Source organism: Ensifer sp. Root423 (assembly GCF_001426275.1).
Taxonomy (GTDB): Bacteria; Pseudomonadota; Alphaproteobacteria; order Rhizobiales; family Rhizobiaceae; genus Ensifer; species Ensifer adhaerens.
Map to the genome: position 1 here is coordinate 18465 of NZ_LMEG01000015.1, position 12351 is coordinate 30815.

The 12351-nt window shown below is 61.5% G+C and carries 12 protein-coding genes and 1 pseudogene; 8 read left to right on the forward strand and 5 right to left on the reverse strand.

The window, feature by feature from the left end; translation table 11 throughout:
- Positions 1–28: 28 nt before the first annotated feature.
- Positions 29–388 (forward strand): annotated as a pseudogene (locus ASD01_RS15860) (hypothetical protein); the annotation flags it as partial.
- Between the two features lie 31 nt (positions 389–419).
- Here the strand turns inward: ASD01_RS15860 and ASD01_RS15865 are convergent.
- The gene (locus ASD01_RS15865) at positions 420–1913 is read right to left on the reverse strand and encodes an MFS transporter (RefSeq protein WP_051659216.1); all 1494 of its coding nucleotides are present in this window, start codon (positions 1911–1913) and stop codon (positions 420–422) included.
- A 293-nt stretch (positions 1914–2206) separates the two neighbouring features.
- On the opposite strand from ASD01_RS15865, the gene greA reads away from it, so the two are divergent.
- Complete coding sequence (greA, locus tag ASD01_RS15870) at positions 2207–2683, forward strand: transcription elongation factor GreA (protein ID WP_034791305.1); 477 nt, start codon at positions 2207–2209, stop codon at positions 2681–2683.
- Positions 2684–2770: 87 nt separating this feature from the next.
- A complete protein-coding gene (locus tag ASD01_RS15875) occupies positions 2771–3829 on the forward strand; it encodes a glycosyltransferase family 4 protein (protein ID WP_034791298.1) in 1059 nt (352 codons plus the stop codon).
- Between the two features lie 38 nt (positions 3830–3867).
- Here ASD01_RS15875 and ASD01_RS15880 read toward each other — a convergent pair whose 3' ends face one another.
- Genes ASD01_RS15880 through ASD01_RS15890 form a run of 3 tightly spaced genes read right to left on the reverse strand, consistent with a single transcriptional unit; the run spans position 3868 to position 6199 of the window.
- A complete protein-coding gene (locus tag ASD01_RS15880; RefSeq protein WP_034791296.1) occupies positions 3868–4890 on the reverse strand; it encodes a glycosyltransferase in 1023 nt (340 codons plus the stop codon).
- Between the two features lie 7 nt (positions 4891–4897).
- On the reverse strand, positions 4898–5719 hold the full coding sequence (locus ASD01_RS15885) for a glycosyltransferase family 2 protein (RefSeq protein ID WP_034791294.1): 822 nt from the start codon (positions 5717–5719) through the stop codon (positions 4898–4900).
- Between the two features lie 9 nt (positions 5720–5728).
- Positions 5729–6199, reverse strand: coding sequence for an Lrp/AsnC family transcriptional regulator (locus ASD01_RS15890; protein WP_034791292.1), 471 nt, complete (start codon positions 6197–6199; stop codon positions 5729–5731).
- Between the two features lie 624 nt (positions 6200–6823).
- Here ASD01_RS15890 and trxB point away from each other — a divergent pair.
- From trxB to ASD01_RS15915, 5 genes are all read left to right on the forward strand, one after another.
- Entirely contained in the window at positions 6824–7798 is a 975-nt protein-coding gene (trxB, locus tag ASD01_RS15895) for a thioredoxin-disulfide reductase (RefSeq protein ID WP_034791290.1), read from the forward strand.
- A gap of 116 nt (positions 7799–7914) precedes the next feature.
- The gene (locus ASD01_RS15900) at positions 7915–8811 is read left to right on the forward strand and encodes a LysR family transcriptional regulator VtlR (protein WP_034791460.1); all 897 of its coding nucleotides are present in this window, start codon (positions 7915–7917) and stop codon (positions 8809–8811) included.
- Between the two features lie 614 nt (positions 8812–9425).
- Positions 9426–9716 (forward strand): ArsR/SmtB family transcription factor, encoded by a 291-nt coding sequence (locus ASD01_RS15905; protein WP_034791288.1) that lies wholly within the window; start codon positions 9426–9428, stop codon positions 9714–9716.
- A 44-nt stretch (positions 9717–9760) separates the two neighbouring features.
- Positions 9761–10882 (forward strand): alkene reductase, encoded by a 1122-nt coding sequence (locus ASD01_RS15910; protein ID WP_034791286.1) that lies wholly within the window; start codon positions 9761–9763, stop codon positions 10880–10882.
- A 63-nt stretch (positions 10883–10945) separates the two neighbouring features.
- Positions 10946–11749: an aminoglycoside phosphotransferase family protein gene (locus ASD01_RS15915; protein WP_034791415.1), complete on the forward strand. Its 804-nt coding sequence runs from the start codon at positions 10946–10948 to the stop codon at positions 11747–11749.
- Between the two features lie 2 nt (positions 11750–11751).
- Here ASD01_RS15915 and ASD01_RS15920 read toward each other — a convergent pair whose 3' ends face one another.
- The gene (locus tag ASD01_RS15920; RefSeq protein ID WP_034791283.1) at positions 11752–12321 is read right to left on the reverse strand and encodes a helix-turn-helix domain-containing protein; all 570 of its coding nucleotides are present in this window, start codon (positions 12319–12321) and stop codon (positions 11752–11754) included.
- Positions 12322–12351: the final 30 nt, after the last annotated feature.

The following is a 12351-nucleotide window of genomic DNA, read 5'->3' on the forward strand; positions in this document are numbered from 1 at the left end:
AGCCTGCATTCCCCCGGCACATGTTTCTATGACCCTGCGCACTGAGAGATCGGCGGCTTCGCCGGTGGGCGCGACATGGGGCAAGATCGTGCAACTCTATTTCTTTGATTTGCTGTGGGGCGACGAGCACTTCGTCGATGAAGACGGTATCAGCCATTTCGACGAGGGATCGGCCCTCTATTACGGCCAGCGGATCGCAGACAAGATCGGCCGCGATGCCGATTATGGTTCGCTGAAGGTCCAGGTCCGTTCCAGCAACCGCAGGCTGCTGGCAACAATCGTGCCCTCCATCGGCCGCGGCGCCGAACAGCGGGCTCTGCTTGCCCGCCGCCAGGTCGGCGCCTCTCTCTCTACGCTGCAGCCTGAAGCAGCGCCACGAGCAAAGCGCAGGAACATCCATCCTGCGCTTGATCACACTGTTAGTCTGCCGCCAGGGCCTCGGCAGCAGTTCTGCCCCGATCACGACGCGCGTGGCTCGCTGCGAGCCGCACGGTTCTGACGCCCAGATACAGAGAAGCCGTGGAGATCAGGAACGCGACGACGAAAACCGTGAACAAGGCGGCGTGCATCGTGGCAACGTTCGCCTTCTCGTCGAAACCGCGAAGATTGGCCGTCAGCCCGCAGATCGCCGCGCCGATCGCATAACCGGCCGACTGCAACGTCGGCAGAAACGCTGAGGTCTTGTCCCGCTCTCCTCGCAAGGAGACGTCCATCATCAGCTGGCTGAGCGTGCCCCACGACATGCCGAACCCGGCCCCGACCGCGATCTGGCTCGGGAAGACCAGCCGGTAATCGTCGATCGCGAAGGCGATCATCAGACCGGCAAGCCCGAGGCTGAGAAGCGCAGGTCCCGCAGGGATGAGCTTCACGCGCAGAGCGTGCGAGTGCAGGCTTGCGACGGCGATAGCGGTCACACTCCAGGAGATCGCCATCAATGCCGCCGAAAAACCGGCGGCCGTGGGGCTGAAATTCCAGACATGTTGCAGGCCATAAATGAGGTACACCGAGCCGGACGCTTGAGCGAGGGGCATCAGCAGCACGACCCAAAGTCCGGTGCCGAGCGGTTTTGTGAGCTGAAAGGCGCCCGCGGGCAGGATCGGATGCTCCGACCGACGGTCGGTTGCGACGGCCGCCCAGAGGATGGTCAGCGCCGTCGCCAGCGCCGCCGCCATCAAGGGGACGCTGCTCGCCGTATTTGAGACCGATATCAGCAATATGCCGGAACCGACCACGGTCAGCCGCAGCAGCGGGATTGGACGAGGCGTGTCGGTCGATGGCACCTTGCGTGCCGGTACGATCAGCAGAACGAGCGCAACGAAGATGACGGTTGCGGGAACGTTGACGGCGAAAGCCGCCCGCCATGACCAGTGTTCCGTCAGGAATCCGGACACGAGTGGCCCGCCAAAGGCCGCCGTTGCCCAGACGATGGCCTCGGCTCCGAATACCTTTGGGACCAGGCGCGGCGGGAAGAGTTCGGGAATCAGCGCGTAGCAGACCGCAGCAATGATCCCCTCGCCGAATCCCTGAAACACGCGACCGGCGAGGACCTGCGGCATGCTGCCGGCGGCGGTCGCGATGAGGGTGCCGACGACAAAGATGAGCGCGGCCGTAATCAGCGTCCCTCGTGCGCCGAACCTTGACTTGAGCGTGGCGGCAACAGCGCCGCCGAGAATGGCAAAGACGAGATAGAGCGTGACGGCCCAGGACAACAGCGTAGCGCCGCCGATCTCTTCGACGGCTGTGGGCAGCGCGGTCGCTACGAAAAACTCGTTGAATGCGAACAACGCGACCCCGAGGCAAAGGGCAGCCGTCGTCGCCAGATAGTCCGGCCGCAACAGTTCGCTCCAGCGGCCGTCCTCCTGAAGTGCGGTATTGCCTTCGCCTGCCTTGGTTTCGTCCCTCGCCAGAACCATGCCCAACGTTCCTCGCTGCTATCTCTTAGGAACACCTTTGTTACGACCTCAACCGCGGTTGAGGTAAAGCGCTTTCTGCGTAGCTTGCCACCCCATCGCTTCCCCCACAAGTTGCAGTGGCCTTTCAGGGTTCGGTGGATGATGGCGAAATATCTGGCTTTCGCGCTTCCGTTTCTGCTATAACCAAGGTTCGAAGTTTCGGACGGTTCCGGCGTTTACGCGCCGGAGACCGTTTTCTTTTGCGTTGGCGCCGCCCTAAGGGCGGCGCCTCGTGCTTGATGAAGGACATTGAAATGGTCGAAAAAGTGCCGATGACACAGGGCGGATTCGTCAACCTGCAGGAGGAGCTGCGCTGGCGCCAGCAGGAAGAACGACCGCGAATCATCGAGGCGATTGCCGAAGCCCGTGCACATGGCGACCTGTCGGAAAATGCCGAGTACCACGCGGCCAAGGAAGCGCAGAGCCACAACGAGGGCCGGATCACCGAGCTCGAAGACTTGATCGCCCGCGCGGAAGTCATTGATCTCTCGAAGATGTCCGGCTCCAAGATCAAGTTCGGCGCCAAGGTCAAACTCGTCGACGAAGACACTGAAGAAGAAAAGACCTACCAGATCGTTGGCGACCAGGAAGCCGACGTGAAGGCTGGCCGCATTTCGATCTCGTCGCCGATCGCGCGCGCGCTCATCGGCAAGGAAGTCGGCGATTCCATCGAAGTGAACGCGCCTGGCGGTTCCAAGGCCTACGAAATTCTCGCCGTCAACTGGGGCTGATCTGCCCTAGCCAAGGGGCGAAGCCTGCCTTCGCCCCGTTTCTCCTTTTCAAAAGACGATCGTTGCTCGCGCAAGGAGTGCGCTTTCGTGGCCGATATCCGGAACGTCGAGGTCATCGCTCCCAATTTCAAGCGCCGCCTCTCGGGCGTGACGTCCACCATCATCCAGTTGATTCCGATCCAGCGCGCGCTCGGCGAAAAGATCGCCGTGCTTGGCCCGGGTTTGCCTGACACCCTGCCCTCGATCCGCTTCCGCGATCTCCTGCGCCTGTGGAGCGCACCGGACGGACGGCCCTGCCGGGTCTGGCATGCGCGCCGCAATGTCGAAATGCTGCCGGCGATCGTGCTGCGCGACCTTCTCGGCATGAAGCTGAGGATCGTCTTCACCTCTGCGTCGCAGCGCCGCCACACCGGCTGGAGCAAGTTTCTGATTTCGCGCATGGACGCGGTAATCGCGACCAGCGGCAAGACCGCCGCCTATCTGCAGGTGCCGAACACGGTGATCCTGCACGGCATCGATACCAAGCGCTTCCAGCCGCCGGTTGACACAGCGGCAGCCAAAGCTGCGCTCGGGCTCGACCCCAACCAAAAATATGTCGGCTGCTTCGGGCGGGTGCGTAAGCAGAAGGGCACGGATCTCTTCGTCGACAGCATGATTGGGCTTCTGCCGTGCCGGCCCGGCTGGAGTGCCATCGTCGCCGGTCGCGCCACCGGCCCGCACGTCGCCTTCGAGAACGAATTGAAAGAGCGGGTCGCAAAGGCCGGGCTCACCGACCGCATCCGTTTCGTTGGCGAACACACCAACATTCCGGACTGGTATCGTGGGCTCGATCTCTTCATCGCGCCGCAGCGCTGGGAAGGTTTCGGGCTGACGCCGCTCGAAGCGATGGCGACAGGCGTGCCCGTTATCGCAACCGACGTCGGCGCGTTTTCGGAACTGGTCGTCGTCGGAGAGCAGGAAACCGGCGCCGTGATCGCCGCCAACGATCTACAGGCAATGGTCGAGGCAACGGCTGGCTTCATGGACGATGATCATCGCCGGACCTTGGCTGGCGCGAACGGTCTGGGGCTGACCCGCGCATCCTTTGCGATCGAGGGCGAGGCCCGCGCGATCAACGCGGTCTATGAACGCCTGATGCGTCCCTGACAGGCTGCCACCGCGTGGCAGCCTCGCACTAGACTCTCTCAGCGCTTCGAAGCGAAGAGCTTCAGATAGGCGTCGGTAATCGCCTGCTTCGAGAACTGGTTCATCAGGGTCTCGTGCCCACGTTCGGCAAGCCGTTCACCGAGCGACGTATCGCCCGCGATGCGGTCGATTGCCTGGGCAAAGCCGTCAGCGTCACCGATATCGACCATCAAGCCGTTTTCGCCATCGCGCATGAACCATTGCGGCCCTTCTGAACGGCTGGAAACAACCGGTGTCCCTTGCGCCCAGGATTCGAGGATTACGTTGCCGAGCGGCTCGTGGCTCGATGCCATCACGAAGATGTCGGAAGCGGCAAGGAAAGGCCGCGTGTCCTTCTGCCAGCCGGCGAAACGCACGCGCTTTGCCACGCCGAGGTCGGCGGCCAGTTTCTCCAGATTTGCACGTTCTTCGCCATCGCCGACGAGCCACAGATAGGCATCCGGCACCTTGGCGATCGCCTGGATCAGCGTGTGGAAGCCCTTGCGCGGAACGAAGCGCCCCATTGACATGACCACAGGCACGTTCTCAGGCGTGTCGAGCGTGGCGCGGCTGATGGGCGCGACCGGCTCGGTTCCGGTGAAGTTGGAGATGACTTCGACGTCGCGCTTCCAGCCGATCTTGCGCACATGCTCGGCAATGCCCGGCGTGTTGCAGACGAGGCAATCGGTGTTGCGGAAATAGTCGAGCCGCAGCGGATAGTCGCCGAGACGCGAGATCTTGATGCAGCCCTTGTAGTTGGGCATCAGGCGGCTGGCGCGCGGCATCCAGGCAAACAGCGCATCCGGCTTTTCGCGGCGTGCCATGCTGCTGACCTTCATCGGCAGGAGGATCCGGTCGAGCGACAGGTTACGGAAGTTGCTTTCGATGATGCGCGTCGCACCCTCGATGTCCTTCTTCCAGATACGACCATGGCGGATGACCGAGGTCTGCTCGACGCCACGCTCGGCGAGCGCGTTGACCAGGTGGACGAAGAAACGCTCAGCGCCGCCATCCTTGCCGAAGTGAAAATGCATGACTTTCATGAAAACCTCACCGCTTGCTGGCGCGCCGATCCATGTCGTCATGGTTCGGATGCCGCTTGAGCGCGTGCCTCTGATAGATCTTGGCGGCGGTCAGGAAAGCGTACACCGCTCCCGTCATCGCCTCAATGAAGCCTGGAAAACCGCAGCGCCACAGGCCGTTGCGGAAATAAAGCCTAAGGAAATAGAGTGGCGGGCTGAACAGCATTTTGTAAGGGCGCGCCGACTTACCGGCGGCGAACTGCTGATCGGCCTTCAGCGTCGAATACTTGTTTTCCTTGAGGATCTGCTCGTCGATGATCAGCGGCCGATAGTGCAGCAGGCTGCCCTTGGCAGCGGCGCCGACCGCGCCATCCGGCACGATCCCCTCGTGGACTTTCTGATTGAGATCGTATCGTCCCCTGCCCTGGCGGATCAGACGCAGGTTTCGCCGCTCGTGCGCCCGCTCCGGCGTGTAGCCGTAGCCGATGAGGTAGGGCCTGCGCGCGACGCGCCAGCCGACCGTCTCCGGCGGCGCATCGAGCAGCGAGGGCAGCAGTGCCTTCAGCGGTTCGTCCAGGCGTTCGTCGGAATCGATGTTGAAGCACCAGGGCTGCGTACATTGGTCGAGCGCGAACTGCTTCTGGCCGGCATAGCCCCGCCACGGCTCATGCAGGAAACGGATCGGCCAACCCTTGTCGATGTAGGACTGCACGAGTGCTGCCGTTCCGTCGGTCGAGCCGGAATCGACGATGACGATTTCTGAGCATTGCTCGAGGCTCTCGATGCAATTGCCGAGATAGGCTTCTTCGTTCTGGCAGATGATGAAGGCGGACAGCGGAAGCTTGTTCATGGGCGGGCCTTAGATCTGGACGAGGCCGATATCCTTGACCTGGCGAATGGTCAGCATCGTGCGCACCGTGTCGACCCGTTCATTGGCCGTCAGCACTTCGATGACGAAATCCTGGAAAGTCGTGAGGTTTTCGGCGACACAATGCAGCAGGAAGTCGCTTTCGCCGGAAACCGTCCAGGCCTGCCGGACGATCTGCCATTCTGCAGTAGCGGCCGAGAACGCCTTGAGGTCGGCCTCCGACTGACGCTTCAGGCCGACCATGCAGAAAGCGACGAGATCGAAGCCGAGCGCCGGTGCGTTCAGCAGTGCGTGATAGCCCTTGATGACGCCGGTCTCTTCGAGCTTGCGCACGCGCCGGAGGCAGGGCGGCGCGGAGATGCCGACCCTTTGCGCGAGATCGACATTGGTCATCCGGCCATCACGCTGGAGCTCGCGAAGGATCTTGAGATCGATAGCGTCGAGCTCGACTTGTTTCGTCATGAACGTTCGTCCTTTTCGTGGTGACTTTGAGCGCGAGGCAAAGTCGAAAACTTGTGTCTGCCGATGGTGAGGTTGCCCCGATGGCGGGCGACGTCGACTGATGTCCGCCTATCCCGGCGCTGCCGCGATCATCTCGGTCGAGATTTTCAGCAAGGCGCGCTCGTCAAGGGCAAGGTCGTCTCGAGTCGGTGCGTGGCCGAGCGCAGCGCTTTCGCAGTGCAACCATGCACGGCCGGCATTCAACCCCATATGCTTCTCCAGCAAAGTGAATCCGCGTGAAATATCGTCAAACCCGCTGGACAACAAGCAGCCCGGCCGACTATTCGCGGGAAAATGGCGTTGGCGATGCCGGTAGATGCGCAAATAGAGGTGGACATCTTCAGGAGCGACGCAAGGAGCGCTCCATTGTCGGGGTGCGGCGCGGATCGATGCCGGGCCGACGCCTGTGCCCTAAGCGCGTCATCTGGTGGCAAAAGCGGGCTTGAGGCTCAAGCACTTGTGTGTATCAGGCTGCGCACTCTTGAAAGTCATGGTGGGGAATACCTAAAGTATGGGACGATTTCCCATTGACGCAATGGAATCGGATGTGGAGGCAATCCTCTCCGATGAGCGAAGGACAAGATTATGACTGCCCGTCACGTGAAAGTGCTGATCATCGGCTCCGGCCCGGCTGGCTATACCGCCGCCATCTATACGGCGCGCGCCATGCTCGAGCCCGTACTGATCGCCGGTATGGAACAGGGCGGCCAGTTGATGATCACGACTGACGTCGAAAACTACCCGGGCTATGCCGATCCGGTCCAAGGCCCGTGGATGATGGAACAGATGCTGAAGCAGGCGACCCATGTCGGCGCCGAGATCGTCAACGATCTCGTGACCGATGTCGACCTGTCGGTGCGCCCGTTCCGCATCAAGACCGACAGCGGTAACGACTGGACGGCGGACGCGCTGATCATCGCAACCGGCGCCAAGGCCAAGTGGCTCGGCATCGAGACCGAACCGACCTTCATGGGCTTCGGCGTCTCGGCCTGCGCCACCTGTGACGGCTTCTTCTATCGCAACAAGGACGTGATCGTCGTCGGCGGCGGCAACTCGGCCGTTGAGGAAGCGCTCTATCTCTCGAATCTCGCCAAGACGGTCACTGTCGTTCACCGCCGTGATAGCTTCCGCGCCGAGAAGATCCTGCAAGAGCGCCTGTTCGCCAAGCCGAACGTCAAGGTGATCTGGGATCACGAGGTCACGGAATACCTGGGTGCGCCGGCCAAGCCGCCGATGCCCGCTTCCGTCAACGGCGTGAAGCTGCGCAACACCAAGACCGGCGAAACCTCCGACATGGTCACCGACGGCGTGTTCGTCGCGATCGGCCACGCGCCGGCAGTCGAACTTTTCAAAGGCAAGCTTCGGCAGAAGTCCAACGGCTATCTTTGGACCGCGGCCGATTCGACGGCGACCGACGTGCCCGGCGTTTTTGCCGCAGGCGACGTGACGGACGACATTTACCGTCAAGCGGTTACGGCGGCCGGCATGGGCTGCATGGCAGCGCTTGAGGCCGAGAAATACCTGGCGGGTCATATGCCCGTCGCAATTGCAGCCGAATAGAAGCTGCGAATCGGGGTGGTGCCGCTGAGGCACCTCGCCCGTGTGGGAACAGATGCATCAGCCACGCCCGGAAGACAGGACCCCGTCTTCCGGAGTGGTTTCTTATGGGGGACTACATGTCGCTGGACTGGGACAAACTGCGCATTTTTCACGCGGCGGCCGAGGCTGGGTCGTTCACCCATGCGGCAGACAAGCTTCATCTTTCGCAGTCCGCAATCAGCCGGCAGGTGAGTTCGCTGGAGCAGGATGTCGGCATCAAGCTGTTCCACCGCCATGCGCGCGGCCTGATCCTCACCGAACAGGGCGAGATCCTCTATCGCACCGCGCATGAAGTGCTGATGAAGCTCGAGAGTGTCAAGGTCCAACTGAGCGAAACCACGGACAAGCCGAGCGGCAAGCTGCGCATCACCACCACGGTCGGGCTCGGCCAGGGCTGGCTCACCGACAAGATCCAGGAGTTCATGTCGCTGCACCCGGACGTGCAGGTTCAGCTCATCCTCGACAATGAGGAGCTGGACGTGAACATGCGCCACGCGGACTGTGCCATCCGCCTGCGTCAGCCGCAGCAGTCGGACCTCATCCAGCGCAAGCTCTTCACCGTGCACATGCACGTTTACGCCGCCCCCTCCTACATCAACAAGTATGGCGAGCCGCAGTCGGTCGAGGACCTCGACAACCACCGCATCATCACATTCGGCGAGCCGGCGCCGAACTATCTGCTCGACGTGAACTGGCTCGAGATCGCCGGCCGCGATTCCGACAATCCACGCGTGTCGCACCTGCAGATCAACAGCCAGACCTCGATCAAGCGCGCCTGCCTGCTCGGCATCGGCGTCGCCATGCTGCCCGACTATATCGTCGGCCGCGATCCTGGCCTCATCCAGCTGCCGATCAGCGCCGACATCCCGTCCTTCGATACCTATTTCTGCTATCCGGACGAGATGAAGAACGCCGCGAAGCTCAAGGTCTTCCGCGACTACATCGTCGCCAAGGCCCGCAACTGGAACTTTTAAGACGCTTCGACGAATGCTCATTTTCCGAGCATTTCCCCAAGAGGCCGCCAACCATCTGTTTTTACATCGATATTACGGATGCGCCGTCTATATTGTGCGGCGCATTTTTATTGTTCGCCGCAGAAATAGGCAGGGATGCGCGCATGACATGGCTGTCATGCACAGAAAATGATTGTTGCGCGCCCAAAAAAGCAGCATACCAAACTCAGCTGATGCATCTTTGGTGGCTTCTCCTCCCAGTGCCACCGCAGCAGCTGTTCCCCTCTGGAGGTTTAATTACCTTCACAACTTATAAGGGCCCAAGTCATCTTGTGGCCCTCTTTTTTTGTCTACTGTTAGATACAGGCGAAACGTGACGAAAATCACAGCCGGCTATTGAAAGCCGATACTTCGCTTCCCATATTAAAATGCAGCTGATGCATTCTTGGTGGCTTCTCCTCCCCGCCACCGCATTAGCTGTTCCCCTCTGGAGGTTCTTATTACCTTCACAACTACAAGGGCCCAAGTTTTCTTGAGGCCCTCTTTTTTTGCCTGCAGCACGCTCACGGTCTTGTGATTTGAATATCGTGTTTTAGCGATACATCTATCGTTAAAACACGATATGGCGATATACCATGGACCGAGACGAAATCCTCAAGGCGCTTGCCCATCCCGTGCGGGTGAACATCCTCGCCTGGCTGAAGGAGCCGCAGCGCCATTTTCCGACCCAAGAGCATCCGCTCGATCTCGGCGTATGTGCCGGCCAGTTCGAACGCTGCGGCCTGTCGCAGTCGACCGTTTCCTCGCATCTCGCTGTGCTTCAGCGCGCCGGCCTCGTGACAACCCGCAAGGTTGGCCAATGGATCTTCTACCGCCGCGATGAAGAGACGATCGCCGCCTTCCTCGAGAGCATCGGCGATCTCTGAATCAACCACCTTCTCCCAAGCAGCCCCCCCTGAAAGGACCTCCCATGGCCTCGCTTTTCGACCCCATCACCATTGGTGACATCGCGCTGAAAAACCGCATCGTGATGGCGCCGCTGACCCGCAACCGATCCCCGGGCGCCGTTCCGAACACCCTGAATGTGACCTACTACGAGCAGCGCGCGACGGCAGGCCTGCTGATCTCGGAGGGAACGGCGATCACCCAGCAGGGCCAGGGCTATGCCGACGTTCCGGGCCTCTATACGCCGGAAGCGCTTGAAGGCTGGCGCAAGGTGACGGACGCAGTGCACGCCAAGGGCGGCCGGATCGTCGTCCAGATGTGGCATGTCGGCCGCATTTCGCATGATTCTCTGCAGCCGGGTGGCGGCAAGCCTGTTGCACCGTCGGCCGTTCGCGCTAAGTCGAAGACCTATCTGGTCAATTCGGACGGTACTGGCTCCTTTGCCGAAACCTCCGAGCCGCATGCACTGGAGACCGCCGAGATCGAAGCGATCGTCGAGGACTATCGCAAGGCTGCGCGCGCCGCGATCGACGCCGGCTTCGATGGCATCGAGATCCATGCGGCCAACGGCTATCTCATCGACCAGTTCCTGCGTTCGGGTTCGAACCACCGCACGGATACCTACGGCGGTTCGATCGAAAACCGCGCCCGCTTCCTGTTCGAGGTCATGGATGCCGTGACGAATGAAATCGGCGCCGGCCGGGTCGGTATCCGCCTTTCGCCCGTCACTCCCGCCAACGATGCCTTTGATCCGCAACCGCAGGAGGTGTTCGGCCATGTGGTCAAGAACCTCGCCCGCTACCCCCTCGCCTATATCCACATCATTGAAGGCGCGACCGGCGGCCCGCGCGACCACCAGCAGGGCGACCAGCCATTCGACTACGACGCCCTGCGTTCGACCTATGTCGCTGCCGGCGGCAAGGCTGCCTGGATGACCAATAATGGCTATGACAGGGCACTCGCGGTAAAGACGGTCAAGGACGGCGAAGCCGACCTCGTCGCTTTCGGCAAGCCGTTCATCGCCAACCCGGATCTCGTCGAACGGTTGAAGCGCGATGCGCCGCTCAACACGCCGGATCAGGCAACCTTCTACGGTGGTGGCGCCAAGGGCTATACCGACTATCCGGCCCTTGAACAGGTCGCCTGACACTCCCACATGGCAATGCTCCGCCTCTTCGGCGGGGCATTTGTCTTTGGGAATGAAGAGCTTATGTTTTCGCTATATTCAGAAAAATGGTCATTGCATCCTGACGGCGACGTCATCGTAACCCCCTCCAGCCGTCTTTACCCCGTCCGCTATCGCGGCCAGCAGGCGATGCTCAAGGTCGCCGAGGACCCGGAAGAGAAGTATGGTCGCCTGCCCCTGCTCTACTGGAACGGGCATGGCGCTGCAAAGGTCTATGAAGCCGATGGCGACGCGGTGCTGATGGAGCGCACGGACAGCCAGCGCAACCTCTTCCACATGGCGATGACCGGAAGCGACGAGGAAGTGACGCGCATCATCTGCCGCACCGTCGCCGAGCTCCATGCGCCGCGCTCGACACCGGTTCCCGGCGATCTCGTGCCACTCGACAAATGGTTCGCTTCCCTGGAGACGGCTGCTCCCGCTCAAGGCGGTCTCTTTGCCCGCGCGCTCGAGGCGGCGAAAAGCCTGTTTGCAGATCCCGAACCGCCGGTCGTGCTGCATGCCGACGTCCACCACGCCAACATCCTCGATTTTGGCGACCGCGGCTGGCTGGCGATCGATCCGAAACGCGTCCTCGGCGATCGCGGCTACGACTACGCCAACCTGTTCTGCAATCCAGAACTGCCCCTGGTCACCGCTCCGGGCCGGCTGCAGCGGCATCTGCCGATCGTCGCGAAGGAGACCGGGCTTCACCCGCAGCGCATTCTCAACTGGGTGCTTGCCTATGCCGGGCTTTCCGCAGCCTGGTTCCTGGAAGACAATGACGATTCCGGCGTCGAGAATGACCTTACGATGGCGCGAATCGCCATCGCCGAGCTCGGCATCTAGGCTCAACCCGTCCGCAACAGGACGACGGCGTAGATACAGGTCTCTCCGCCGACATTGCGGAAGACGCAATCCTCCGGCGGGCCGAGTTCCAGGCAATCCCCGATGCCGAGCGTATGGGTCTCCAGCCCTTCCACGAAGGTCAGGCGCCCCGCAGTCACCCATATCCACCGGCGATGGAGCGCATAGGCGGATGCCGGGATCGGCACCTCGGCGCCGGCCGGAAGTTCAACCTCGACAAGCTCGAGCGGCAGGTCCGACATCGGCGAGACATGGCGCCGAAGATATCCGGTCTGCGGATCGCGCCACACCGCCTGATCCTGGCGCCGCGACAGCCTGCCCTGGCTCATCTCCGCACGAGCGATCAGAGTGGACATGGTGAGCCCGAAAGCGCCGGCGAGCTTTGCCAGCAGCGTCGCCGTCGGGCTGCTATCGCCGCGCTCTACCTTGTGGATCATTGCGCGCGAGACGCCTGATCGCTCCGAAAGCTCGCTCAGTGACCAGCCGCGCGCCTCTCTTTCCAGACGAATTCGTTCACTGAGCCGTTGATCCAGACTGTCTACTTTAGTATTCATATCGTAGTCATATAGTGAACGAATGCGAGG